This is a genomic window from Nonomuraea sp. CX421, assembly GCF_059358955.1.
In genome coordinates, this window is record NZ_JCADBK010000015.1 from 1 (window position 1) to 23668 (window position 23668).

Annotated in this window: 23 protein-coding genes and 1 pseudogene; 11 read left to right on the forward strand and 13 right to left on the reverse strand. The window is 72.3% G+C overall.

The features are described from left to right. Positions 1 to 385: 385 nt before the first annotated feature. Positions 386 to 691 (reverse strand): annotated as a pseudogene (locus AC5L3X_RS24860) (BTAD domain-containing putative transcriptional regulator); the annotation flags it as partial. A 39-nt stretch (positions 692 to 730) separates the two neighbouring features. Between AC5L3X_RS24860 and AC5L3X_RS24865 the strand changes: the two are divergent. Continuing rightward, positions 731 to 1702: a zinc-binding dehydrogenase gene (locus AC5L3X_RS24865; RefSeq protein WP_494859970.1), complete on the forward strand. Its 972-nt coding sequence runs from the start codon at positions 731 to 733 to the stop codon at positions 1700 to 1702. 517 nt (positions 1703 to 2219) lie between these two features. Here AC5L3X_RS24865 and AC5L3X_RS24870 read toward each other — a convergent pair. From AC5L3X_RS24870 to AC5L3X_RS24895, 6 genes are read right to left on the reverse strand one after another with little or no spacing between them, the layout of a single operon-like run. Next, complete coding sequence (locus AC5L3X_RS24870) at positions 2220 to 2681, reverse strand: MaoC family dehydratase (protein WP_494859972.1); 462 nt, start codon at positions 2679 to 2681, stop codon at positions 2220 to 2222. After that, entirely contained in the window at positions 2678 to 3424 is a 747-nt protein-coding gene (gene fabG / locus AC5L3X_RS24875) for a 3-oxoacyl-ACP reductase FabG (RefSeq protein WP_494859974.1), read from the reverse strand. The genes AC5L3X_RS24870 and fabG overlap by 4 nt, the downstream gene beginning before the upstream one ends. A 22-nt stretch (positions 3425 to 3446) precedes the next feature. Beyond that, positions 3447 to 4241, reverse strand: coding sequence for an enoyl-CoA hydratase/isomerase family protein (locus tag AC5L3X_RS24880; RefSeq protein WP_494859976.1), 795 nt, complete (start codon positions 4239 to 4241; stop codon positions 3447 to 3449). A gap of 20 nt (positions 4242 to 4261) precedes the next feature. Beyond that, complete coding sequence (locus AC5L3X_RS24885) at positions 4262 to 5371, reverse strand: acyl-CoA dehydrogenase family protein (RefSeq protein ID WP_494859978.1); 1110 nt, start codon at positions 5369 to 5371, stop codon at positions 4262 to 4264. 37 nt (positions 5372 to 5408) lie between these two features. Beyond that, complete coding sequence (locus tag AC5L3X_RS24890; RefSeq protein ID WP_494859980.1) at positions 5409 to 6590, reverse strand: CaiB/BaiF CoA transferase family protein; 1182 nt, start codon at positions 6588 to 6590, stop codon at positions 5409 to 5411. Continuing rightward, on the reverse strand, positions 6587 to 7861 hold the full coding sequence (locus tag AC5L3X_RS24895; protein ID WP_494859982.1) for a hotdog family protein: 1275 nt from the start codon (positions 7859 to 7861) through the stop codon (positions 6587 to 6589). The genes AC5L3X_RS24890 and AC5L3X_RS24895 overlap by 4 nt, the downstream gene beginning before the upstream one ends. Before the next feature lie 79 nt (positions 7862 to 7940). Here AC5L3X_RS24895 and AC5L3X_RS24900 point away from each other — a divergent pair, with 79 nt between their 5' ends. Next, on the forward strand, positions 7941 to 8747 hold the full coding sequence (locus AC5L3X_RS24900; RefSeq protein WP_494859984.1) for an enoyl-CoA hydratase/isomerase family protein: 807 nt from the start codon (positions 7941 to 7943) through the stop codon (positions 8745 to 8747). Beyond that, a complete protein-coding gene (locus tag AC5L3X_RS24905; RefSeq protein ID WP_494859986.1) occupies positions 8744 to 10051 on the forward strand; it encodes an acyl-CoA dehydrogenase family protein in 1308 nt (435 codons plus the stop codon). Before AC5L3X_RS24900 ends, AC5L3X_RS24905 begins: the two co-directional genes overlap by 4 nt. Before the next feature lie 76 nt (positions 10052 to 10127). Here AC5L3X_RS24905 and AC5L3X_RS24910 read toward each other — a convergent pair whose 3' ends face one another. Together AC5L3X_RS24910 and AC5L3X_RS24915 are read right to left on the reverse strand one after the other, a co-directional pair. Beyond that, on the reverse strand, positions 10128 to 11258 hold the full coding sequence (locus AC5L3X_RS24910; RefSeq protein WP_494859988.1) for an acyl-CoA dehydrogenase family protein: 1131 nt from the start codon (positions 11256 to 11258) through the stop codon (positions 10128 to 10130). Position 11259: 1 nt separating this feature from the next. Further along, a complete protein-coding gene (locus AC5L3X_RS24915) occupies positions 11260 to 12288 on the reverse strand; it encodes an acyl-CoA dehydrogenase family protein (protein WP_494859990.1) in 1029 nt (342 codons plus the stop codon). A gap of 117 nt (positions 12289 to 12405) precedes the next feature. On the opposite strand from AC5L3X_RS24915, the gene AC5L3X_RS24920 reads away from it, so the two are divergent. Further along, positions 12406 to 13167 carry an enoyl-CoA hydratase-related protein gene (locus AC5L3X_RS24920; RefSeq protein ID WP_494859992.1) on the forward strand — a complete coding sequence of 254 codons (762 nt, stop codon included), beginning with the start codon at positions 12406 to 12408 and terminating at the stop codon, positions 13165 to 13167. A gap of 99 nt (positions 13168 to 13266) precedes the next feature. Here AC5L3X_RS24920 and AC5L3X_RS24925 read toward each other — a convergent pair whose 3' ends face one another. Both AC5L3X_RS24925 and AC5L3X_RS24930 read right to left on the reverse strand, forming a co-directional pair. Next, positions 13267 to 14820 (reverse strand): AMP-binding protein, encoded by a 1554-nt coding sequence (locus AC5L3X_RS24925; protein ID WP_494859994.1) that lies wholly within the window; start codon positions 14818 to 14820, stop codon positions 13267 to 13269. A gap of 37 nt (positions 14821 to 14857) precedes the next feature. Then, entirely contained in the window at positions 14858 to 15451 is a 594-nt protein-coding gene (locus tag AC5L3X_RS24930; protein WP_189128974.1) for a VOC family protein, read from the reverse strand. A 122-nt stretch (positions 15452 to 15573) separates the two neighbouring features. Between AC5L3X_RS24930 and AC5L3X_RS24935 the strand changes: the two genes are divergently transcribed. Beyond that, complete coding sequence (locus AC5L3X_RS24935) at positions 15574 to 16338, forward strand: FadR/GntR family transcriptional regulator (RefSeq protein WP_494859996.1); 765 nt, start codon at positions 15574 to 15576, stop codon at positions 16336 to 16338. Between the two features lie 92 nt (positions 16339 to 16430). Here AC5L3X_RS24935 and AC5L3X_RS24940 read toward each other — a convergent pair whose 3' ends face one another. Further along, entirely contained in the window at positions 16431 to 16838 is a 408-nt protein-coding gene (locus AC5L3X_RS24940) for a nuclear transport factor 2 family protein (RefSeq protein WP_189128972.1), read from the reverse strand. 173 nt (positions 16839 to 17011) lie between these two features. Here AC5L3X_RS24940 and AC5L3X_RS24945 point away from each other — a divergent pair, with 173 nt between their 5' ends. The 6 genes from AC5L3X_RS24945 to AC5L3X_RS24970 all read left to right on the forward strand — a co-directional run bounded on the left by AC5L3X_RS24945 (position 17012) and on the right by AC5L3X_RS24970 (position 22687). Next, on the forward strand, positions 17012 to 17263 hold the full coding sequence (locus tag AC5L3X_RS24945; protein WP_189128971.1) for a hypothetical protein: 252 nt from the start codon (positions 17012 to 17014) through the stop codon (positions 17261 to 17263). Beyond that, positions 17260 to 18972 carry a UGSC family (seleno)protein gene (locus AC5L3X_RS24950; protein WP_494859999.1) on the forward strand — a complete coding sequence of 571 codons (1713 nt, stop codon included), beginning with the start codon at positions 17260 to 17262 and terminating at the stop codon, positions 18970 to 18972. Before AC5L3X_RS24945 ends, AC5L3X_RS24950 begins: the two co-directional genes overlap by 4 nt. Then, positions 18969 to 19730 carry an enoyl-CoA hydratase/isomerase family protein gene (locus tag AC5L3X_RS24955; RefSeq protein ID WP_494860001.1) on the forward strand — a complete coding sequence of 254 codons (762 nt, stop codon included), beginning with the start codon at positions 18969 to 18971 and terminating at the stop codon, positions 19728 to 19730. Before AC5L3X_RS24950 ends, AC5L3X_RS24955 begins: the two co-directional genes overlap by 4 nt. A 176-nt stretch (positions 19731 to 19906) precedes the next feature. Then, on the forward strand, positions 19907 to 20707 hold the full coding sequence (locus AC5L3X_RS24960) for an ABC transporter ATP-binding protein (RefSeq protein ID WP_189128988.1): 801 nt from the start codon (positions 19907 to 19909) through the stop codon (positions 20705 to 20707). Further along, positions 20704 to 21570, forward strand: coding sequence for an ABC transporter permease (locus AC5L3X_RS24965; RefSeq protein WP_189128968.1), 867 nt, complete (start codon positions 20704 to 20706; stop codon positions 21568 to 21570). The genes AC5L3X_RS24960 and AC5L3X_RS24965 overlap by 4 nt, the downstream gene beginning before the upstream one ends. A 73-nt stretch (positions 21571 to 21643) precedes the next feature. Next, positions 21644 to 22687, forward strand: coding sequence for an ABC transporter substrate-binding protein (locus AC5L3X_RS24970; protein ID WP_494860003.1), 1044 nt, complete (start codon positions 21644 to 21646; stop codon positions 22685 to 22687). A gap of 145 nt (positions 22688 to 22832) precedes the next feature. Here AC5L3X_RS24970 and AC5L3X_RS24975 read toward each other — a convergent pair whose 3' ends face one another. Then, on the reverse strand, positions 22833 to 23630 hold the full coding sequence (locus AC5L3X_RS24975) for a FadR/GntR family transcriptional regulator (protein WP_225262917.1): 798 nt from the start codon (positions 23628 to 23630) through the stop codon (positions 22833 to 22835). Positions 23631 to 23668 lie beyond the last annotated feature (38 nt).

Consider the following 23668-nt stretch of genomic DNA (forward strand, 5'->3'; position numbering starts at 1 on the left):
TCGTTGCCGAGCAGCCAGTCGAAGGACTCGGTCTGCAGGGCGAGAAGGTCAGGAACTTCGAGGGGCTCCTGGATGCGTGAGAAAGAGACGCGACGGGGACCGGCGGGTATGGCGGAGGCGTTGCGCGTGGCTGCCAACAGATGTCCTTCCGGAGCACACGGATGGAGTCGAACTGCGCGCACGCCAAACGCCCCGGAAGAGTCCGGGGCGTGCGAAGGCGACGCGAGGGAGGCAGCATAGCGCAAATTACAAACGAATGTCCAAACTTATGATGAGCGTCAACCTCGGTGCCGCCTTCAGCATGCCACAGCCGGGTTTGACTCGTCAACTTCTCCGGTCGTGGGCGCGGCACCCACCGAGCGTCAGCCTGACCCTCGACGAGCTCACGCTCCGCTCCGTGACGTACCCGCTCAAGTCTGGCCGCCTGCTCGCCGAACCAGGACAGCTCTGCCACATCCTGTAGAGAGCGCCCACGCCACAGGTCCAAGGCCGCGGTGAGCGCGAACGCCCGCTCGGCCGGGTCCTTGGCCTTTCTGCGCTGGGCATGGCGCTGGGCATGGCGCTGCCCACCGGCCCGGCGAGCGAGACGACCGGCGCGCACCGGGCTGGGGGCAAATGCGCAGAGATGGTGAGCCGTCGTCTTCCGCCTGGCTGAGCTGCGAGTTGACCTCAAGTTGGGTGGAGGTTGCATGATCGGGTGCACGTTGGTGAACCGATAGGAGTGAGTGCCGTGCAGGTGGTCCGGGTGATGCGGTTCGGTGGTCCGGAGGTGCTGGTGCTGGGTGAGGCTCCGGAACCGGCGGCTGGGGTGGGCCAGGTCGTGGTCGAGGTGGCGGTCGCGGGTATGACGTTCGTCGAGACGCAGATCCGGCGTGGCGTTGATAAGTGGCATGCCCGGCCGTCGTTGCCGTACGTGCCGGGTGGTCTGGTGGCCGGACGGGTGAGTTCGATCGGGGCACAGGTGGATCCGGGTTGGCTTGGGCGGCGGGTCATCGCCGGTACCGGGGAGACCGGTGGCTTCGCCGAGCGGGCGGTGGCCGAGGTCGGGGAACTGTTTCCGATACCAGACGGGCTGGACCTGCCAGAAGCGATCGCCCTCCACAGCGATGGCAGCACTGCGCAGGGGCTGGTTGAGAAGGCCAAGATCGGCCCTGGTGACTGGGTGCTGGTCGAAGCAGCGGCCGGTGGGGTCGGCAGCCTGCTGGTGCAGCTCGCCCGTGCGGCGGGCGCTCGGGTCGTCGGGGCTGCCCGTGGTGCGCGCAAGCTCGAGCTGATCCGGGAATTGGACGCCGACGCCGCGGTCGACTACTCCGACCCGGGCTGGACCGATCGGGTGCTCGAAGCGACCGGTGGCGCGGGGCCTGACGTGGTGTTCGACGGCGTCGGCGGGCGGATCGGGCGGGCCGCGTTCGAGGTGACGGCCCGCGGAGGCCGGTTCTCCGTGCATGGCGCGTCCAGTGGCGAGGTCACCCTCATCGACCCCGGGGAGGCACGATTCCAGGGTGTGGAGGTGATCGGCATTGAACAGCTCTTCGACTTCGGGCCGAACCTGGTGCGGTGGGCGGAGCAGATGATGTCCCAGGCCGCCGCCGGGCTCGTCCGGCCGGTCATCGGGCAAACCTTCCCGCTGGAACGCGCCGCCGACGCACACGCCGCGATCGAGAACCGCACCGCCCTGGGGAAGACACTGCTGCTGCTCTAACGGACGAACAAGGCGCCGCGCAGTTCGACGCAGACGCGCTCATGTCGTTCGAGATCGACTAGACCGAGTTCGAGGCTGAGTATCCCCAGATCGCAGGCGGCAGAGAAGAGTGGATGCAACGGCTCACCCGCGCCCTTCGCGGCGGCCGACCCCGACTGATCACCGGGCGCCCAGCCCGCGCTGTGTCGGAAAGTGAAGGCTTCAGCCTACGGCGGCCGGCCGCGACGTGCGGGCTCGGGCGCTTCAGCGTCGGCGAGCAGGAAGGCGACGGAGCCCAGCCCGTTCTGCGGCGGGCAGACAGGACGGCGGGGCGCCGTAGAGCGGAGGCGGGTGGGCGTTCCGGCCGACTTAAGACCGTGCCAAGTACCCCCGCGCCCGAAGTAAGGCCGAAGGCGAAAAACACCAGAGCCCAGGCAATCGCGGTCGGCCGGAACGCCCACCTCCGCGAAACCAACAGAACCGCCCCCAAGCGCCTCAACCTTCCTCGGACGGGATCAGCGGGCCGCCCCGCAGCCCGTCAAGAGAGCGGGTAGTAGCGACTGACGGTCTCGGCGACGCAAGCGGGCTTGGCGCCGCCGTCGATCTCCATGGTCGACAGCAGCACCGCCGCAACGCCGTCGCTGGCGTCCTCGGCCGACTGGAGCCGCGTGGTGACCCGCACCCGCGACCCCACCGGCACCGGGCTGGGAAACCGAACCCGGTTGAGCCCGTAGTTGATCGACATCCTCAGGCGTTCGATCCGGTAGATCTGGCCGACCAGCGCCGGCAGCAGCGACAGCGACAGGTAGCCGTGCGCGATGGGGACCCCGAACGGTCCGTGCGCGGCCCGTTCGGGGTCGACGTGGATCCACTGGTGGTCGCCGGTGGCGTCGGCGAACCGGTCGATCCGGTCCTGCTCGATCGCCACCCAGTCGCTCGTGCCCAGCGTCTCGCCGACGCAGGCCCGGAACGCGCCGAGATCGGCGAAGACCCGGGTCACATGTGCCTCCCGCCGGCGACCTCGGTCACGGTGCCGGTGATGAACGCCGACAGGTCCGAGGCGAGGAACAGGGCGGCCTTGGCGATGTCCTCCGGCTCGCCGATGCGGCCGAGCGGGATGTCGGCGACCATCCGGGCGAGCACCTCGGGCGGCATGGCGGCCGTCATGGCGGTGCGGATCAGGCCCGGCTGGATGGCGTTGACCCGTACGTCGTGCTTGGCCAGCTCGCGGGCGGCGGCCTTGGTGAGGCCGACGATGCCGGCCTTGGCGGCGCTGTAGTTGGTCTGGCCGAAGTTGCCGACCTTGCCGGAGATGGAGGAGATGTTCACGATGGAGCCGCCGCGGCCCTGGGCGCGCATGACGCGACCGGCGGCGCGGGTGCCGAGCCAGGCGCCCGTGAGGTGCACGTCCACGACGGCCTTGAAGTTCTCCAGGGTCATCTTCGCCATGGTGGAGTCGCGGGTGACACCCGCGTTGTTGACCATGACGTCGAGGCTTCCGAAGGTCTCCCGGCAGGTGTCGGCCAGGGAGTCGACGGCGGCCTCGTCGGTCACGTCGCACGGCACGGCGACGGCCCGGCGTCCCTGGGCCACCAGGTCGGCCGCCGCCCGCTCGGCTCCTTCGGCGTTGACGTCGCTGATCACGACCGCCGCGCCGTGCTCGGCCAGGACGGTGGCGATGGCCAGGCCGATCCCCTGGGCCGAGCCGGTGACGACGGCCGCGCGGCCATCGAGCAGGTTCATGAGTTCTCCGTTCTCAAAGGGTCTAGGCGACCCAGCGGGGAGCCCGCTTCTCGACGAAGGCTAGGGGGCCCTCGGTTTGGTCGGGGTGGCCCCAGAGGCCGACCAGGTGCTGCGCGCCCACCCGGCAGGCGTCGGTGAGGCCGAGTTCGAGGGCCGCCCACAGGGCCTTCTTGGTCGCGGCCATCGCGGCGGGGGAGTTGCGGGCGATCTTCTCAGCGAGCTCCTGCGCGGCCTCCCGCAGAGTCTCGGGCGGGTCCACGATCTGGCTGACCATCCCCAGCTCGTACGCCCGGGCGGCAGTCATCCGCTCGTGGGCGCCGACGAGCGCCATCCGCATGACCGCCTCGAACGGGATCTTCTTGGCCAGGGCGATCACCTCGATCGCGGTCACCTGGCCCACACTGACGTGGGGGTCGAAGAACGTCGCGTCGGAGGCGGCGATGACGACGTCGGCGTCGGCGACGAAGTGCAGCCCGCCGCCCGCGCACACGCCGTTGACGGCGGCGATGACGGGCTTGGTGACGTTCTGGTGCCAGGAGGTGAAGTGGAGGTCGAAGTCGACCAGGCTGTCCTGGTAGCGCTCCATGCCCACGCCGTCGGAGGCCACCTCGGTGAGGTCGGCCCCGGTCTGGAAGGCGCGGCCCTCGCCGGTCTGCACGATGACCCGCACCTCGGGGTCGCGGTCCAGCTCGAGCCAGGCGTCGGCCAGTTCGTCACGCATGGTGTTGTTCATGGCGTTGAGCACGTCGGGCCGGTTGTTGATCAGCCAGCCGACGGGACCCTGGCGCTCGACTTTGATGGTCTTATATGTGGTCATGCCTGGAATGTCCTCTCGTGTCATGCGACTTCGTGTTCGAGCAGCGCGCCCAGCGCGGCGACATGTTCGTCGGCCTGCCCGAGCAGCCGGGCGCTGGTGCGCGCCCGCTTGAAGTAGAGGTGCGCGTCATGCTCCCAGGTGAAGCCGACGCCGCCGTGCAGCTGGATGGTCTGCGCGGTCACCCAGGTCGACGCCCTGCCGGCCATGAGCGCGGCCACCCGGGAGTCGCGAGCCAGCCCGGCGCCGTCCGACCGGGTGGCGGTGTGGACGGCCGAGCGCGCGGACTCGACCTGGATCAGCGCGTCGGCCAAACGCTGCTTGATGACCTGGAACGAGCCGATCGGCCGCGCGAACTGGATGCGGGTCTTGGCGTAGTCGACGACCATGTCGAGACAGCGCTGGGCGACCCCGGTCTGCTCGGCGGCGAGCAGCGCCCGCGAGACGTCCGTGGCGGCGGCCAGGGCGGCCTCGCAGCCCACCGGCCCGACCAGCTCGCCCGCCACGCCGGTCAGCTCCAGCCGCGCCATCTTCCGGGTGTGGTCCAGCGTGACGAGAGACTCCGCCTCCAGGCCGGCGGCGCCGCGTTCGACGGCGAAGACGGCCAGGCCGTCCGGCGTGCGCGCCACCACGAGCAGCAGGTCGGCGCTCGCGCCGTCGACCACGTGGTGCTTGACGCCGTCGAGCCGCCAGCCGTCACCCTCGCGGCGCGCGGTGGCGCGCACCTCGGACACGTCCCAGCGGGCGCCGGTCTCGGCGAGGGCCACGGTGGCCGTGAGCTCGCCTCGGGCGATCCGGCGGCCGTGGCGGTCGAGCGCGTCGGCGTCGTCGAGCGCGAGGAGCAGCGGGACGGCCAGCACCGACGTGGCGAACAGCGGCGAGCAGGCGAGCCGGGCCCCGCACTCCTCGGCGGCGACCGCGAACTCGGCCGGCCCGAGCCCGCCGCCGCCCACGCGCTCGGGCAGCATCAGGCCGGGCAGGTCCAGCCGCACCAGCAGCCGCCAGGTGGCCTCGTCCCAGCCGTGTTCGGTCATCATCGCCGCCCGGACCCGGGCGGAGGTGCTGACGTCGGCCAGCGCGCCGCGCACGCTGTCGCGGAACTGTTCGAGGTCCTCTTCGGACGTGGTGGTCATCGCTGCTCCTGGATCTGTTCGGCGCCGGTCGAACGAGTCATACGACGCCGTCGTCGTGTAGTCGGTGGATGGACGCGTCGTCGTAGCCGAGCTCGCGCAGGATCGCGTCGGTGTGCTCACCCAGAGCCGGTACGGGACCGGCCGGGGTGCGCCAGGCCGAGCTCACCGGGGGCGACAGCGGCGTGGCCACCGGGCCGGCCGGGGCGGGCACGGTCAGCCAGCGGTCACGCTTCACGAGCTGGGGATGGTCGGCGACCTCCGCCAGGTCGTTGACCAGGGCGCAGCCGATGCCGGCCGCGTGCAGCGCGGCCACGGCCTCCGCGCTGCCGAGGCGGCCGATGACCGCGCCGAGCAGCTCGTCGAGGTCGGCCCGGTGGGCGACGCGCGCCTGGTTGGTGGCGTATCGGGGATCGTCGGCCAGGTCGGGCCGGTCCAGCACCGACCTGGCGAGCTTGACCCACTCGCGGTCGTTCTGCACGCTCACCGTCACGAGCCGGCCGTCGGCCGCCCGGTAGGCGTCGTACGGCGCGATGGCCGGATGGCTCATCCCCGAAGCCAGGTCCGGCGCCGAGCCGTGCCTGCGCACGACGAGCGGGTACCCCATCCAGTCGGCCAGGGCGTCGAGCATCGACACCTCCAGGATGCACCCCTGCCCGGTGCGCTCCCGGTTGAGCAGCGCCGAGAGCACCGAGGAGAAGCCGAACATGCCGGCCGCGATGTCGGCGACGGAGATGCCCGGCTTGATCGGGTGTTCGAGGCTCCCGGTGATCGTGGCCAGCCCGCCCTCGGCCTGGATGAGCAGGTCGTACGCCTTGCGATCGTCGTACGGTCCGCCGGTGCCGTAGCCGGAGATCTCGCAGACGACCAGCCGCGGGTGCGCGGCCCGCAGGCTCGCGCCGTCCAGCCCCAGGCGGGGGGCCGCCCCCGGCGCCAGGTTGTGCACGAACACGTCGGCCCGCGCCAGCAGCTCGCCGAGCACGCGCCGGCCGTCCGGCGCCTTCGCGTCGAGCGTCAGCGACTCCTTGTTGCGGTTGGCCCAGGCGAAGTGCGCCCCGGTGCCGTTGGCGTGGGTGTCGAAGTGCCGGGCGAAGTCGCCGCCGTCGGGCCGCTCCACCTTGATGACGCGGGCCCCCAGGTCGGCGAGCTGCCGGGTGGCGTACGGAGCCGAGACGGCCTGCTCCATCGACACCACGAGCAGGCCGTCGAGTGGTCCGGTCACGTGCGGGAGAAGTGCGCGATGGACGCCTGCAGCGTGCCGTCGAGGGTGGTCGCGCCGCCGATCGGCTCGGGCAGCGTGACGGGACCGTGCTCGCGACTGGGCAGCAGGATGGTCGCGGTGCCCGGCGCGGTGACCTGGCCGCGCTGGTTGGTCGCGGCCAGTTCGAGGTCGACGGCCGCGTGGACGCCGTTGCCGTCCTCGACGAGGTGCTTGCGCACGACGGTGCCGGTGATCCACTGGGCGTCGCCGATGTAGTTGAACTGGCGGAACTCCACCCGCAGCCGCCACAGCCAGGCGTCGTCGCCCATCCAGTCGGTGCAGGCGTGGATCATCCAGGTCTCGCGCATGCGGCCGTAGTCGAAGGTCGTGGGGTTGCCCGAGCGGCGCGCGAACTCCGGGTCCCAGTGCACGCGCTGCATGGCGTCCCAGACGCCCTGCTCGTCGCGGTGGTAGAAGCGCGGGATGCGCCGGCGGTTGTGGTGCCCGAGGCGCAGCGGGGCGACGCCGTAGACGCCCATGCCCATGCCGGTGTGCCAGCAGACGATGTCGGTCACGGTGAGCGGGCCCTTGACGATGGGGGTGATCGCGTCGCCCTCGTCGACGTCCTCGAACCAGCGCGGCTCGGCGCCGCGCGGCCGCTCGGCGGCGTAGGCGGCGTCGATCTCGGCGATGCGCTCCTCGGTCCAGGGCTCGATCGCGACGTCGTCGTACTTCTTGCGCTTGCGGGCCTCGGTGCGCTCGGTGCGGATCATCAGCCGGTACTGCCCGGCCAGCGGGGTGCCGTCGGCGTCGGCGAAGACGTTGGCGTTCCACTCATGCACGGCGCGGCCGCTGAACTCGCTGGGCTTGTCGAGCACGCCCACCAGGGCGTTGCGCCGCAGCACGGCCCGGTCGGCGTAGAGCGGCGACCACCACTCGCGCTCGCACGCCGAGTAGAAGGCGTGCACGCCGCGCAGCGGGTCGCCCTTGAGCTCGTGCTGGCGGGCCAGGTCGGCCTCGGTCAGCACGTCCTCGCCGACGATGCTGTCGCCACCGACGATCGGGGGCGGCGCGATCGGCCGGCCCCAGCACGAGCGCTCGGCGTAGGCGGGGTCGCACCACAGCGGGTTGTCGTCGCCGTAGGAGCGGGCGGCGATGCGGAACGCGTCGGTGCCGGGCCGCAGGTAGTGGGGTGGGACGGGGTTGGGCTGGGCGATGCCGATGCGGGCGCGCAGGGCCGCCACGCCCTCGTCGGTGATGCGGGGCCGGGTCTTCTCATCCGTGGGGGCCATGTCTGTCCGGAAATCCTCTCGCCTTTTCTTTGCTATCTTATAGCTATAAGATTCGGCTTGTCGAGAAAGAGGGGTGCGCGTGGCGTACGAGACGCTGGTCGTCGAACGTCATGGCCCGGTGGGCTGGCTCGAGTTCGACCGGCCGCACGCCGGCAACGCCATGGACGCCGTGATGATGGCCGAGCTGCCGCGCGCCTGGCGCGAGCTCGACGCCGACGACGACGTGCGCTGCGTCGTCGTCACCGGGCGCGGCAAGGCCTTCCAGACCGGCCTGGACATGGCGGCCCTCGCCCGCGATCCGGCGAGCCTGCGCGAGTCCAGCAGGCGCACCCGCGACGCGGCGCTGGAGCTGACCGGCTGGCACCTCGGCGTCCGCACACCCGTCGTCGTGGCCGTCAACGGCGTGTGCGCCGGCGGCGGCCTGCACTTCGTGGTCGACGCCGACGTCGTCCTCGCCGCCCGGCACGCCACCTTCCTCGACCCTCACGTGAGCGTCGGGCAGGTCAGCGCCTGGGAGGCCATCGGCCTGACGCACCGGATGGCGGCCACGGTCGCCTCCCGGCTCGCGCTCATCGGGACGCACGAACGTCTCGACGCCGCCCGGGCGCACCGGCTGGGGCTGGTCGGCGAGTTGGTCGACGGTCCCGGCCTGCGGGCCGCGGCGCAGCGGGTCGCCGAGTCGATCGCCCGGGGCCGTCCCGAGGCGGCTCGCCGGATCAAGCGGGCGCTGTGGCGGTCGGAGGAGCTCGGCCTGACGGCCGCCCGCACGGCCGCCCGCGAGGACCGGCACCCGACGTCGCCGGTGACTCCGGAGGCCACCCGCCAGGAGGCCACGCGGGCGGGGCGGCGGCCGGACCAGGAGACCGACAGAGAGGCACAGCCATGACAGAGCAGCAGCGGGCGTCGCTCGCCGGGCCGACCGGTCCCGAGGTGAGCCCCGAGGAGGCGGTGGAGGCGGTACGGGCCTGGGTCGAGACCCACGTGCCCGGCCCCTGGCGCGAGGCGGCCGAGCGGGGCGGCCCGCGCGAGGTGCGCGGTGTCCGCACGCCGGAGGAGTACCGCTCCTGGTATCCCGTCTTCGGCGCCTCCGGCCTGATCGCGCCGACCTGGGACGTCGAGCACGGCGGACTGGGCTGGAAGCGCCCCGTCGCCTCCGCCGTCGAGACGCTGCTGCGCCCCTACCATCTGCCCCGGCTCAACCCGCTCGGGCTCAACCTGGTCGCCCCGGCGCTGTACGCGCACGGCCGGCCGGAGCAGCGCGACCGCTTCCTCGGCCCGATCGCGCGGGGGGAGGAGGTCTGGTGCCAGCTGTTCAGCGAACCCGGCTCCGGCAGCGACCTGGCCTCGCTGTCGACCAGGGCCGAGCTCGACGGCGACACCTGGGTGGTGACCGGCCAGAAGGTGTGGACCACCTGGGCCGACCGCGCCGACTTCGGCGTGCTGCTCGCCCGCACCGACCCCGACGTGCCCAAGCACCAGGGCATCAGCTACCTCCTCATCGAGATGCGGCAGCCCGGCGTCGAGGTCAGGCCGCTTCCCCACATGGGCGGGGAGACCGAGTTCTTCGAGGTGTTCTTCGACGGCGCCCGCGTGCCGGACAGCCACCGCGTCGGCGAGGCCGGCAACGGCTGGCGGGTCGCGCAGGCGACGCTCAGCGGCGAACGGCAGATGGTGTCCGGCTCGGGATCGGGCGGCGGCGTCGACCGGATCGGCGGCGTGAGCGCCTCCCACCTTGTCCGCCTGGCCCGCCGGCGGACGGCGGCCGGGCTGCGGGGAGGCTGGGACGACCCGGCGATCCGCGAGCGCATCGTCTGGCTGTGGTGCGAGGAGCAGACCCGCGTCTGGACCAACCAGCGGGTCCGCGCCCGGCTGGCCGGCAACCTTCCGCTGGGGCCGGAGAGCTCCATCGGCAAGGTGCACGGCACCGAGCTCAACCAGCGGATCCAGGAGATGGCCGCCGACCTGCTGGGGGAGGACGCGGTGGCCTGGCCGGGCTCGGCCTCGACGCCCGGCGAATACTGGGACGGCATGCCGGGCGAGGTCCGGGGGCTGCTGCGCAGCCGGGCCAACACCATTGAGGGCGGCACCACCGAGGTCAACAAGAACGTGATCGCCGAGCGGGTCCTCGGGTTGCCCAAGGACTTCGACCCCTTCCGGGGCAGGCCCTGGCGGGAACTGCCCCGGAGCTGAGCGGGCAGCCCGAGCGCCCGCCCTGCCCCTGGGCCGAGCGGGCGACCCGAGCGTCCTGCCCCCGGGGCCGAGCGGGTCAGGCTCGGGGCAGCCCGAGCACCCGCTGCGCGACGATCTGGCGCTGGATCTGCTGGGTGCCGCCGTAGATCGACTGGGCGCGCGACCACAGGTAGTCCGCGAACGGGCCGGGCGCGCCCAGCACGAACGACGGCCCGGCGAGGTCGCTGACCACGCGGTAGAGGTTCTGCTCCACACGCGTGGTCAGCAGTTTGTCGACCGAGCCGGCGGCTCCGTCGGAGCCGTCGCCCCGGCCGGCCAGCGACCGCGCCACGTGCCACCGCAGCACCTCCACGTCCACGGCGGCCTCCGCCAGCCGCAGGCGCAGCCCCGCGTCGGCGGCCACGCGGCCGGTCCGGACGTCCTCGCGGGCCTCGGCCAGTACCCGGCCGAGTCGTCCCACCCAGCCCATGTCGGCCGGACCGCGCTCGTACGCCAGCATGTGCATCGCGATCCGCCAGCCCTGTCCGCGCTCGCCGACGAGGTTGGCCGCCGGGACGCTCACGTCGTCGAAGAACACCTCGGCGAACTCCCTGCTGCCGCTGGCCAGCACGATCTCGCGGCAGTCGACCCCGGCGGAGCGCATGTCGACCACCAGCATCGACAGGCCGCGGTGGCGGGCCAGGCCGGGCTCGGTCCGGGCGAGCAGCAGGCACCGGTCGGACCACATCGCGCCGCTGGTCCAGATCTTCTGGCCGTTGACCACGAACCGGTCGCCGTCCGCCGTGGCCGTGGTGGTGAGCCCGGCCAGGTCCGAGCCCGCTCCGGGCTCGCTGAAGCCCTGGCACCACACCTCGGCGCAGCCGAGCAGGCCGGGCAGCACCCGGGCCTTGAGCTCCTCGCTCGCGAAGTCGGCGACGGCGTGGGCGATGTGGCCGATCGGCGGCGAGGCGGGCGCCCCGGCGGTGGCGAGCTCCTCGTTGAGGATGCCCTCGTAGACGTCCGGCAGGCCGTGCCCGCCGTAGGCGGCGGGCAGCGAGAGGCCCACGTAGCCGGCCTCGGCCAGGGCGCGGTGCCAGCGCAGGGTCCGCTCGACCGACTCGGCGGACTCGTATCCGGTGCCCTCGCGGTGCTCGTCGAGATGGTCGCGCAGCCAGGCGCGCAGGCCCGCGCGGAAACCGGCCTCGGCGGGGTCGTCGGCGAAGTTCATGTCAGCTCCTGTGCGGATCGTCGTCGGCGATGACGCCCTGGTGGTGGTGCTCGTCGCCGAACACCGTGCGGCCGGTGTGCGCGCGGCGCAGCCAGATGTGCGCGGGGGCCTCCCACGTCATGCCGATGCCGCCGAACACCTGGACGGCGCTCTCGCACACCTCGACCGCGGAGCGCGAGGCGAAGGCCTTGGCGACGCGCGCGGCGCGCAGCGCCTCGGCTCCGGGCAGCGCGTCGACCGCCCAGGCCGCGTGGTAGGAGGCGCTCCGGGTGGCCTCGACCAGCACGTGGCCGTCGGCGAGGAGCTGCTGGACCGCCTGGAAGGAGCCGATCGGGGCGCCGAACTGCTCGCGCGTGCGGGCGTGGTCGATCGCGGCGTCGAGCGCCGCCTGCATCGTGCCCAGCAGGTCGGCGGTCAGCAGGCTGAGGGTGAACGCGCCGAGCCGGGCGAGCGCCTGCTCGCCGGGAGGGGCGAGTGTGATCGCCGGGAGGCCGGACGGGGCGCCCAGGGGCCGGACCGCGCGGGTCGGATCGGCGAAGGGCAGGGCGTCGCCGAGGGCGTGCGCGACGCCGGTCGCCGGGATCACGGCCGCCTCCGCTCCGGCGGCGTCCCAGGCCAGGGAGTTCTCGGCGGCGCCGGCCAGGGTGCGCAGGCCGGCGTCGAGCGCCGGTGCCAGCCGTAGCCCGCCCTCCGCGAGGTCGTGGAGCAGGCCCGGGGGAGCGTTCCAGGTCTGGAGCTGCTCGGCCGCGATGACGGCCCCGAGGACCGGCGCCGGCACCGCGTGGTAGCCGAGCCGCTCGGCGAGCACGGTCAGGTCGACGACGCTCGCGCCCGCGCCGCCGTTCTCCTCGCGCAGGCCGATCGCGAGCCAGCCGCTGTCGACGACGCGCGACCACGAGTCGTCGCCCGGGGTGGGCGGGTCGATGTCGTGGGGGCCGCGGCCGCGGTGCCATCGGGCCGCGAGGTTGGCGGCCAGCTTGCCGCATGACTCGCGGAACGCGCGCTGCTCCGCGGTGAGCTCGATCTCCATGCCACTCCGAGAGGCTATCTTGTCTATTATTAAAATAATGGAGCCATTCTAGAGGCTTGCTCGCGACGTCGGCAACGGACCTGCCGTCCGGACGGCGTCCCACGTCAGGAGAGTGCGATGACCGAACGCCGGGCCGTCACCGTGACCATGGAGGACCACGTTGCGTGGATCACCCTGGATGACGTCGAGCGGCGCAACAGCCTGAACCCCGTGCTGGTCGGGCAGCTCGCCGCCGCCTGCGCCGAGGTGCGCGACGACCGCGACGTCCGGGCGGTGGTGCTCCGTGCCCGGGGCCCCGTCTTCTCGGCCGGTGGCGACATCGACGCGCTCGGCGTGCCGGCCGAGGACCCGACCGCCGTCTACGCGGGCTTCCGGGCGCTGGCCGCCCTCCCCGTGCCGGTCCTGGCCGCGGTGCACGCGCCCGTGATCGGGGCCGGCGTCAACTTCGTGCTGGCCTGTGACGTGGTGGTGGCCGCGCGGAGCGCCACCTTCGACCCGCGCTTCCTGGACGTCGCGATCCATCCCGGCGGCGGTCACCTGTGGCGGATGGAGCAGCGGGCCGGCCGTCAGGGCACCGCCGCGATGGTGCTGTTCGGCGACACCGTGACAGCCGAGGAGGCGGAGCGGTGCGGCCTCGTCTGGCGCTGCGTCGAGGACGACGACCTGCTCGACGTGTCCCGCCGACTCACCGCGCGCGTCGCGGGGCGCTCCCCCGAGCTGGTACGCCGGACCAAGGCCACGATGCGCCTCAGCCGTTCGCTCACCGACCCCCGGATGGCCGCCGAGCTCGAACAGGCCGCCCAGGACTGGTCGATGCGGCAGCCGAGCTTCACCGAAGCGGTCCGCCGCCTCCGCGACCGGGTCCGCACCCGCGCCTGACCGCTGGTTCCAGCGCCGCGGTGCGCGTGCCCGTGGCGCAGTCGCGCGTTTCCGCGCCGCGGTGCGCGTCCCCGCGTCGTGGTCGCGGGTCTCCGGTCGTCAGCGGGCCGGGCGGAGCAGGGTTTCGGCCAGCTCGTGAAGGGCCGGCTTGGCGACCTTGCCGACCGCGCCGCGCGGAAGCTCCTCGACGAGCCAGACGTGGCGCGGCACCTTGAAGTTGGCCAGCCGCTCCCGGCACCAGGCGAGCAACTCCTCCTCGGTGACGCCCCGGCCCTCGGGCACCGCGAAGGCGACCGTCACCTCGCCGAGGCGCTCGTCGGGCATCCCGATGACGGCGACCTCCGCCACCAGCGGGTGCTCGTCGAGCGCGTGCTCGACCTCGGCCGGGTAGACGTTGAACCCGCCCACGATGACGAGGTCACGGGCCCGCCCGGCGATGCGCACGTAGCCGTCGTCGCCGATCCAGCCCAGGTCGCCGGTGCGCAGCCAGCCGTCGTGGATCACCTCGGCCGTGGCGGCGGGGTCGTCGAGGTAGCCCGCCATCACGTTGCCGCCGCTGACCTCGATCTCGCCGACGACCGGATCGCCGGTCGCGTCGGGGGCCCAGACCCGGGCCCGCACCCCGTCGATCGGCCGTCCGATGGACGCGCACACCAGGTCGAACGGGTCGCCGGGCCGCGTCATGGTGCAGACGCCGGTGGCCTCGGTGAGCCCGTAACCGATGATCACGTCCTCGATGCCGAGGTCGTCGATGAGGCCCCGGACGAGCGCGGGCGGCACGATCGCCGAGCCGATGACCGCCTTGCGGATGCCGAGCTCGCCCGGCAGGTCACCGGAGCGGCGGGCCGCGAGGACGTACTGCTGCAGCGCGGGCGGGGCGTTGAGCACCGCGACCGGGTGGGCGCGGATCACGTCGGCGATCGACGCCGCCGACACGACGGGCACCAGCACGAGCGTGGCGCGCGCGTGGAACGGCGAGATCAGGCCCGTCTTGAACCCGCCGATGTGGGCCAGCGGGTAGGTCACCGGGTAGACGTCGCCGCGCCCGAGGCCGACCACCTCCGACCAGGTGCGGGCCGTCGACACCATCGGCTCCTGCCGGAGCAGCGCGCCCTTGGGCCGGCCCGTGGTGCCGGAGGTGAACTGGATCGTGACGATGTCGCCCGCCGGGACCGGGACCGCCCGCTCGCCGCCGAACCGGCCGACGAGATCGTTCCAGCCGGCGCTGCCCGCCGGCACGTCCTCGCCGAGGGTCACCACTCCGGCGTCGCCGGCGATCGGCAGCGCCTCCTCCGCCAGCCGGCGGGAGAGCAGCCGGTCGGGCGCGACCACGAAACGGCAGGCGGCCCGGGGCAGGATCTCGCTCACCTCGGCGGAGGTGTAGCGAGGGTTGAGCGGCACGAGGACGCCGCCCGCGACGATGGCCGCGAGCATGGCGACCGTGCAGTCGATCGTGTTGACGGCCCAGACCGCGACCCGGTCGCCGGGGCGCAGGCCGTGCCCCTGCCAGGCGGCCACCCCGGCCCGGACGCGCGCGTCGAGCTCGGCGTACGAGAGGGTGTGCCCCTCGCAGATCACGGCGGTGACCTCGGCGGCGTCCTTGGCCGCCGCGGCGAGGAGCGCGTCGATCGAGTGGGGTGAGGTGCTGCTCATCGAAACTCCTGGAGCGTGGTTCAGCCGTGGGGGGAGGTCAAGCCCGATCCTCGCGGCGCGGTGGGGGATAGACGAGGTGGTCGCCGAAGGCCGCGCGTACGACGTCCGCGCGGCGCGCGTCCAGCAGCTCCAGGCACCAGGGGACCCGCGCGGCGCGGGCCTCGGTGTAGGCCCAGAAGCCAGGGGCGGGCTCGGGAGCGTGCGGCGGAGTCCCATGCCCGCGCAGCACGGCGGAGACCCGCGGCGCGGTGCCCGGCCGTCGCCCGGCGGGGGAGTAGGTCACCTCGGCGCTGTCGCCGAGCGCGGCGACGGCCAGGTCGAGGTCGTCGACCCAGAAGGCCAGGTGGTGGATGCCGGGGCCGTGCTCGTCCAGCCACGCCGAGGTGCGGGTGCGGCCGTCGTGCGGCTCCACCAGCTCGATCGCGGTGTCGGCCAGCCGGGCGAAGGCCACCCGGGACGAGGCCGGCCCGAGGATCTCGCCGTGCAGCTGGAGCAGCCCGTCGGGCTGGTTCACCTCGCGGACGAGCCAGTCGTCGATGCCCAGCACGGCGCCCCAGGAGCGCTGGAACTCCTCGATGTCGCGGACGGCGAAGCCGATGTGGCAGAGCCCGCTGATCCCCGGCACGCTCATCGCGGCCGCCGTCCGCCCGAGCGTCCGGGCCGTCCGGGCCGTCCGAGCCGTCCGGTGGGTGCGGGCCGTCCGAGGTGTTCACGCTGTCCGGGGCGTCGCCGCGCACTGCGTAGAATCGCGGGGTGCACGCCGAATCCGGCGCCGAGCCCACCCGTCGTCCCAAGCTCTCGCTCGAGGTGGCCCGGCAGATCGTCCAGACGATGAGCGACACCGGCATGGGCCCGGGTGACCGCTACTTCCCCGAGGCCGAGGCCATGCGCCGCCACGGCGTGGGCCGCGGCACCTACCGGGAGGCGCTGCGCTTCCTGGAGCATCAGGGCCTGATCGTCATGCGCCCCGGCCCGCACGGCGGGCCGGAGATCGTCCAGCCGGGCTGGCCCAACCTCGCCTCGACCATCGCGCTGCTGCTGCAGTTCGCGGGGGCGCCGCTCAGCTCGGTGCTGGACGCGAGGACCGTGATCGAGCCCGGCATGGCCGAGCTGGCCGCGCGCAACGCGACGGAGGAGGAGGTGGCCCGGATGGCGGGCGACCTCGCCGCGATCGAGCGCGGGCTGGGCTCCATCCGGGCCTTCGCGACGGCGTACGAGGCCTACTGGCAGCACCTCGCCGAAAGTAGCCATAACGAGCTGTTCGCCTTTCTCAGTCCGGCGCTGCGGGCCATCGTCAACAGTGCCGGGTTCGTGCCAGACGAACCGTACCGCGTCGAGATCCTGGCCCGGCTGCGGGCCGTGCACGAGGCCGTGGCCGCGCGCGACGCCGTACGCGCCCGCGAGGTCATGTGCGAGCTGGAGGGCGAGTTCGGGCGGCGGCTCAGGCGTGGTTATCCCCGGCAGATCGCCCAGGTGCTGGCCTGGTCGGACGTGCACTCCTTCGGCGACCCCGCCTGACCGCCCGCCCTGTCCGGCCGCGCCTCGCCCGGCCGGGTGGGAACGTCGGGCTCGTCCCCGCCCGGCCGGGCGAGAACGTCGGGCTCGGGCGGTCATCCGGCGCGGCTCACGCGCCGGTGGATGCGCCAGCCCTCGGCGGTGCGGGCCAGCTCGTCGGTGTAGACGCCGAAGACGCGGACCACGGGCGTCGAGGCGGTGTCGGCGAAGAAGAGGAAGTAGGACACCGCGGTGGCCGTGTCGCCGTCGACGGTGACGTGCAGGGGGACGACCAGGTGGCGGGTCGCCGTGCCCGGCCCGCTGACCCCCTCGGCGCGTCGCCGGCGGGTCGCCTCGACGATCTCGTCGACGCCCTCCTGCGTGCTCGTGCCGAAGGTCCAGGTGGCGTCGGGGGTGTAGAGGGTGCGGTAGTCGTCGGGCGTGCCCTCGTCGGCGAGGTGCGCGGCGCGCCCGATGAGATCCCGGATGAGCACGTGGTCGTGCGTGGGGCTGGCGTCGGACATTGCGCGACCCTAACATAGTAATGATGTAAATCATAGCTGCGAGGGCCGTCGAGTGAGGCCGCTCTGACCAGGTGCCTTGATTGTCGATCCGGTTCGTCCATTGACCATCGTCTGTGTAAAGACTAGGTTCCTGGATTATTCGCACATCACGCGTACGAACGGAGGATTCGATCATGGCGGTGACGTCGATCGGCGCGCAGCTCGTCGCCGAGTTCGAGCGGATGGTCCGCCGCGACGGCGGCGAGGTCGTCCTGCTGGCCGAGGAAGGTGACCTGATCCGCGTCGGCTACCGGCCCGGCAGCGCCGGCCCCGACTGCAAGGACGATGTCTGCGTCCTGCCGCAGCACGAGCTGCGGCAGCTCATGGCCGAGACGCTGCGCCGGCGCGCCCCGGGGCGCGAACTCGTGATGGAGGTACTCCCGTGAACGCCCGACTGACCATCGTCAACCCGGTCGCGACGCCCAGGTCGCACGCCGACGGCGACCGCTTCCCGCCCGCCGCGCGCCCCTCGACGCTCGACGGCGCGACCGTGGCGCTCTACTGGAACGGCAAGCAGAACGGCCTCGACGCGCTGGACCGCGCCCGGGAGCTCATCGCCGCGAAGTTCCGCGACGTCACCTTCGTGGAGCTGACGGGCGCGCTCGGCGGCACCACCCGCTACCTGTCCGAGGAGCAGCTCGCGCTGATCGAGGACCAGGTCGACGTGATGGTCGCCACCACGGCCGACTGCGGCAGCTGCTGCTCCTGGCTGATGCGCGACCTCTGCGAGGTCGAGCGCCGCGGCGTGCCCGCCGTGGGCTACACCGCGGCGATCTTCGACGAGGACGCCCGCTTCAGCGCCAAGACCTTCGGCGTGCCCGAGGCCTGCCCGGTGATCGTGCCCGACTGCTTCTCCAACAAGAGCACGCAGGAGATCCACCAGATGGTGGACGAGTCCTTCGAGGAGGTCGTCCACCTCCTGACCACCGAGCGGGCCGTCTACGACGTGCTGCCCGAGTTCGACTCGATGGTGCTGGAGAGCGCGCCCGAGCTGCACTTCGGCGGCGACGACCTGCTCGACGCCTTCGACGAGATGCAGCGCCGGTTCGTGGCCAACGGCTGGAGTGACGGGATGCCGCTGGTGCCGCCGACCCGGCGCAAGGTCGCCGCGATGGTGGAGGCGTCCGGGCTGGACGGCGACCACGTGGTGGGCGACTTCGCTCCGGGCTTCGGCATCGGCACGGTGGAGAAGATCGCGGCGAACGCGGTGATGGCGGGCTGCCGGCCCGAGACCATGCCGGTGATCCTCGCCGTCATGGACTGCGTCCTCGACCCGTCCATCGGGCTGCGCACCTGGGCGATGTCGACCGGCCCGCAGGCGCCGCTGGTGCTCGTCTCCGGACCGATCGCCGACCAGATCGGGATGAACCGCGGCATCTGCGCGCTCGGCCCCGGCTCGATCTCGGAGGTCAACGTCGCCATCGGCAGGGCGCTGCGGCTCATCATGATGAACGTGGGCCTGTCCTACCCCGGCATCACCGACATGGACACCATCGGCACCCCGATGAAGTTCTCGGCCTGCGTCGCCGAGAACGAGGAGCGCACCCCCTGGGACTCCTGGCGGGTCCAGCAGGGCTTCTCCCCGGAGCAGTCGACCGTCACGGTGAACGTCCCCTACGGCATGACGGAGTTCTTCGACTTCCAGAACTCCGATCCCGAGCTGCTCATCGAGAGCTGGTCGACGCTGACCTCCCACGCGGTCGGCACGCCGGCGGCCGGCGCCTGGCTGATCAAGCAGAACGCGCCGCTGTCCGCCGGCTACCCGTTCCACGGGACGTTCTCCAACATGCTGCTGATGGCCCCCGACCACGCCGCCGTCTTCGCCGCCGCCGGCTGGACCCCGGCCGACATCCGCGAGGCCATCCACCGGCGGACGAAGATCTCGTTCCGCCAGCTGATGCTGAACCAGTCGATGCCCGCCTTCGAGACCTCCCATCCGGAGCTGCGCTGGCTGCTCGACGCCCCCGACACGATGGTCACCGTCAACCCGTCCGCCGACTGCTTCGAGTTCTTCGTCGTGGGGGCCAAGGCCGGCCGCAGCCAGTTCTGCTTCGGCGGCACGAACTCCGTGACCAAGCCCATCGTCGTCCCATGACCCCCGCCGCGGCACCGATGATCGAGCTGACCGGACCCCGCCCGTACGTCGCCCAGATCACGCTGAACCGGCCCGCCCGCCGCAACGCGCTCGACCTGGCCGGTTTCCGCGAGCTCGCCGCCGCCTGGCGCGAGGTCGCGGCGGGCGGGGCGCGGGTCGCCGTGGTCACCGGAGGGGCCGACTTCTCCTCTGGCGCGGACCTGGCGACGTTCTCCGACGACGTCGCGGCGGCGCTCGGGCGTGGCCAGCCCGCGGCCGCCGTGTGGGACGACGTGCACCACGCGCTGCTGCGCGACGTCGTGCTGCCCATCCCGGTGGTGGCCGCGATCGAGGGCATCTGCTTCGGCGCCGGCATGGAGCTCGCCGGCGCGACGGACCTCCGGGTCGCCGCCGAGTCGGCGCGCTTCTCCCTGCCCGAGGTGCGGCACGGGTTCATCGCGAGCGGCGGGTCGGTCGCGCGGCTGCCGCGTCAGATCGGCTACCCGGCGGCGATGCAGGTGCTGCTCACCGGCGAGCGCTTCGGCGCGGCCCGGATGCGCGAGTGGGGCTTCGTCGGCGAGGTCGTGCCGGACGGCTCGGCGCTCGGCCGCGCCCTGGAGCTCGCCGAGCGGGTGGCCGCGAACTCCCCCGACGCGGTGCGGGGCGTCAAACGGGCCGTCGGCGAGGGTCTGCGCGGCACCCTGGCGGGGGCGTACGAGATCGAGTCGCGGGTGTCGAAGGAGGTGCTGGCGCTTTCGCGCCGTTCCGCGCGAGACTGAGTGACCTCGCCCGACGCGGTACGGCGGTCCGTCGAGGCGGGTCTCCGGGCGGCGCGCGGCCGGCGCCGCCCGCGCTCACAAACCCTTGTCTGTCTCACGTTAGGTATGTATCTTATACATCATTGATGCATTAGGACTCCGTCGTTCGGACGGTGGTCGCAGAGAGGCCCTTCGTGATGTCACCACTCCCCGCAGACGGCGCCGCCGAAGCCGGTGTGAAGATCGCGGTCCGGAAGGTGGGCAAGGTGTTCCCCGCCGGCACCGGCTCGGTACAGGCCCTCGCGGACATCTCGCTGGAGGTGCGCGACGGCGAGTTCCTGTGCCTGCTGGGCCCCTCTGGATGCGGCAAGACCACGTTGCTGAGGGTCATGGCCCAGCTGGAGCGGCCCTCCAGCGGGGTCATCGAGATGCGTCACGACGATCCGTCGCGGCCGCTCTCGGCCGTCGTGTTCCAGGACTACTCCGTGTTCCCGTGGAAGACCATCCGCGACAACGTGATCTTTCCGCTGCTCCAGACCGGCATGCGCAAGGCGGAGGCGCGGCGGGTCGCCGACCACTGGCTCGCCCAGCTCGACCTCGGCGGCTTCGAACGCGCCTATCCCGACACCGTCTCCGGCGGGATGAAACAGCGCGTCGCCATCGCCCGGGCGCTCGCCGTCCAGCCCGAGCTGCTCCTCATGGACGAGCCGCTCGCCGCGCTCGACGCCCAGCTCCGCCTGCTCCTGCAGGAGAAACTGCTGGAGCTCTGGCAGGCGCACCAGAACACCGTCGTGTTCGTCACCCACTCCATCGACGAGGCCCTGCTGCTCGGTGACCGCATCGCGGTGATGAGCGCCCGGCCGGGCCGCATCGCCACGGTGATCGACGTGCCCTTCGCCCGGCCCCGTCACCCCGACGAGATCCGGGCCTCGCCCGACTTCGCCGCCCTGCGTGACGAGATCTGGCACCGACTGCGAAGGGAACTTCAGCCCGCATGACCCCCGTGACCCGCGACCCCGGCACCGCGACCACGCCGCGCGCCGACGGCGCCACCTGGCGGTCGATCACCCCCGGACCGGCCGAGCTCGACCCGCGTGGATACGCGAGGCGCCGCGGCCTCGTCGAACGGGGCCTCGCCATCCTGGCGCCCGTCGTCCTCATCGGCCTCTGGCAGCTCCTGGCGAGCGGCGGGACGCTGGAGAGCAACTACTTCCCGGCTCCGACGACCATCGCCGCGAGCTGGGGCGAGCTCATCGAGAGCGGCGTCTACCAGGAGTCGGTCGTCGCCAGCGTGCAGCGCATCGTGATCGGCTACCTGGCCGGCAGCCTCAGCGCGGTCGTGCTCGGGCTCCTCATCGGCTCGGTGCGGCTGCTGCGCGTGGCGCTGGAGCCGACGATCGCCGCCCTCTACACGGTCCCGAAGCTGGCGATCCTCCCGCTGCTCCTGCTGATCTTCGGCCTGGGCGAGACGAGTAAGATCCTGCTCGTCGCCCTCACCTGCTTCTTCGTGGTGCTCATCAACACGATCGACGCGGTCAGTGGTGTGTCCCCCCGCTACGGCGACGTCGGCCGGTCGTCCGGGGCCTCGCGCTGGGCGACCCTGCGGCACATCACCCTTCCGGCCGCTCTGCCCCAGACCATCACCGGGATGCGGATCGCCTCCGGTCTCGCCGTCATCGTCATCGTCGGCGCCGAGTTCGTGGCGGCCGACGCGGGCCTCGGGTTCCTGGTGTGGAACTCGTGGAACCTCGGGGTCCCGGAGCACATGTACGTGGGCATCGTCTCGATCTCGGTGATCGGCGTCATCGCCAGCATGCTCCTCCGGGGCCTCGAATGGCTGCTCACCCCCTGGAACCGTTGACCAACCGTACGAACGCACCGGATCCGGCGGACGTCGTCCGCCGGTCGGTGCGCCCCATCGAAAGGAACCCCCCGTGACCGCTCGGCTCTCGATGCGGAGTCGCGCCGTGGCCGCGTTCGCCCTCTCGGCTCTTGCCCTCGGCGTGCTCGCCGGCTGTGGCAGCGACGACGAGAAGGACGCGCCCGCCGCCGGATCCAGCACCCTCAAGGTCGGCTACATCTCTGGAGCCTCCCTCGCGCCGGCCTTCGTCGCCGACGCCCTCGGCTGTTTCCAGAAGGAGGGCCTGACGGTCGAGTACACACCGATCAAGAACCCGGCGGACGCCATCGCCTTCCTGTCCACCGACAAGCTCGACGCCTACGTCGGGTCGCCCTCGGCCGGCATGTTCAACCAGGTGGCCAAGGGCGCCGAGCTCAAGATGGTCGCCTCGCTGGGCTCGGTCAACACGCCCGAGGGCGAGGCCGCGCCGAGCGGCCTGTTCGGCGGCAAGAGCGTGGCGAAGGTGCAGGACCTCAAGGGCAAGCGCGTGGGCGTCCTCGGCACGGTCGGCACCGCCACGTCCTACCTGCTCGGCAAGTCCCTCGAAGCCGGCGGCCTCACCTTCGACGACGTCGAACTGGTCTCGCTCGCGCTGCCCGACATGGTCCCGGCGCTCAAGAACGGTGGCATCGAGGGAGCCCTCCTCATCGCCCCCGAGACCCAGAAAGCGCTCGAACAGGACGTCGCCCACGCGCTCGTCGACTCCAAGAAGGCCTACGGCACGAGCACGACCTCCGGCATCATGTACGGCCCCCGCCTGCTCAAGGACGACCGGGCGTCCGGCGTGAAGTTCATCAGGGCGACCGCCTGCGCCACGAACCAGATGCTGGGCGACTGGCGCAAGGACGCCAAGGTCGTCTCGGCGCTGGCGACCTTCATGAAGGTGCCGGACGAGACGATCAGCAAGGGCGGCCTGTACGTCTTCGACCCCACGCTCACGGTGAACACTGGCACCCTGACGGAGATGCAGGAGATGTTCATGAAGGTGAAGGGCACGCTCACCTACGACGAGATCATCCCGGCCGACAAGCTGGTCGACGACGCCATCCGCGCCGAGGCCGTCGGCAAGGCGGGCTGACCTCGGCAAGCGGGCCGACGTCGGCAAACGGGCTGACGGGGAGTCTCGCCGAGACGACACGAAACGAAGGGCCCTCCCGGACGGAACATGTCCGGGAGGGCCCTTCGTTCGCTCGTGGAGCCGTCGGTCTTCGGAGCCTCCCGCCTCAGCGGGAGGCGGAGTAGTCGAGGTTGTCGAGCAGGTCGGTGTTGACGATGTCGCCGTCGGCCGAGCCGAGACTCGACCGCCGTGTCGCCGCCAGGTGGGCGCTGGCCAGCTTGACCGCCCGAGCCCCGTCGCCGGCCTCGATCGCGTCGACGAGCTTCTCGTGGTCGCGAAGCGCCGCCCGGCGGGACTTGCGGGCCATCGGCGAGTCGGGGTCGGTCTCCTCGTTGAGCGAGGCCTCCGACCACACGGTGGACTCGTGCGCGGTCCAGATGATCTCCAGGGAGCCGATGATGACGATCATCGTCTCGTTGCCGCAGGTCTCGACGAGCTTCTCGTGGAAGCGCCGGGCCCGGATGGGGAACTGCTCGGGGTCGTCGAAGGCCTCGTGCTGCTCCTCGATGACCTGGCGCAGCGCGGGCACGGTCGTCTCGGCGCGGTCGGGCCGCTCGGCGCAGAGCGCGACGCACGTGGGCTCGAGGTGGAGCAGGGCGCCGCTCACATCGGCCATGTCCGTGCGCCGCGTCTGCAGCACCATGCTGATCGTGCGGGCGATGCGCTGCGGAGTGGGGAGGTGGACGACGGCGCCGCCGACGTTGCCGCGCCTGACCGAGACGAGGCCCTCGGTCTCGAGGATCCGCATGGCCTCGCGCACGGCGGGCAGGCTGACCCGGAACTCGGTGAACAGGTGCTCCTGACGGGGGAGGCTGTCGCCCTCCGTCAACCGGCCCGCAAGGATGTCGTCGCGCAACTTGGCGGCGACGATCTCTGCCAGACGCGGCTGTCGTAGCTGTCGCACAGAACCCCTCCCGTACTAGTAGACGGCGACATGGACCC

What these genes read in the sequence shown, in the direction of transcription:
- fabG (WP_494859974.1), bottom strand. Translation starts at nt 3,424, where the DNA reads ATGAACCTGCTCGATGGCCGCGCGGCCGTCGTCACCGGCTCGGCCCAG.
- AC5L3X_RS24880 (WP_494859976.1), bottom strand. Translation starts at nt 4,241, where the DNA reads ATGACCACATATAAGACCATCAAAGTCGAGCGCCAGGGTCCCGTCGGC.
- AC5L3X_RS24885 (WP_494859978.1), bottom strand. Translation starts at nt 5,371, where the DNA reads ATGACCACCACGTCCGAAGAGGACCTCGAACAGTTCCGCGACAGCGTG.
- AC5L3X_RS24895 (WP_494859982.1), bottom strand. Translation starts at nt 7,861, where the DNA reads ATGGCCCCCACGGATGAGAAGACCCGGCCCCGCATCACCGACGAGGGC.
- AC5L3X_RS24905 (WP_494859986.1), top strand. Translation starts at nt 8,744, where the DNA reads ATGACAGAGCAGCAGCGGGCGTCGCTCGCCGGGCCGACCGGTCCCGAG.
- AC5L3X_RS24910 (WP_494859988.1), bottom strand. Translation starts at nt 11,258, where the DNA reads ATGAACTTCGCCGACGACCCCGCCGAGGCCGGTTTCCGCGCGGGCCTG.
- AC5L3X_RS24915 (WP_494859990.1), bottom strand. Translation starts at nt 12,288, where the DNA reads ATGGAGATCGAGCTCACCGCGGAGCAGCGCGCGTTCCGCGAGTCATGC.
- AC5L3X_RS24920 (WP_494859992.1), top strand. Translation starts at nt 12,406, where the DNA reads ATGACCGAACGCCGGGCCGTCACCGTGACCATGGAGGACCACGTTGCG.
- AC5L3X_RS24925 (WP_494859994.1), bottom strand. Translation starts at nt 14,820, where the DNA reads ATGAGCAGCACCTCACCCCACTCGATCGACGCGCTCCTCGCCGCGGCG.
- AC5L3X_RS24930 (WP_189128974.1), bottom strand. Translation starts at nt 15,451, where the DNA reads ATGAGCGTGCCGGGGATCAGCGGGCTCTGCCACATCGGCTTCGCCGTC.
- AC5L3X_RS24940 (WP_189128972.1), bottom strand. Translation starts at nt 16,838, where the DNA reads ATGTCCGACGCCAGCCCCACGCACGACCACGTGCTCATCCGGGATCTC.
- AC5L3X_RS24945 (WP_189128971.1), top strand. Translation starts at nt 17,012, where the DNA reads ATGGCGGTGACGTCGATCGGCGCGCAGCTCGTCGCCGAGTTCGAGCGG.
- AC5L3X_RS24955 (WP_494860001.1), top strand. Translation starts at nt 18,969, where the DNA reads ATGACCCCCGCCGCGGCACCGATGATCGAGCTGACCGGACCCCGCCCG.
- AC5L3X_RS24960 (WP_189128988.1), top strand. Translation starts at nt 19,907, where the DNA reads ATGTCACCACTCCCCGCAGACGGCGCCGCCGAAGCCGGTGTGAAGATC.
- AC5L3X_RS24965 (WP_189128968.1), top strand. Translation starts at nt 20,704, where the DNA reads ATGACCCCCGTGACCCGCGACCCCGGCACCGCGACCACGCCGCGCGCC.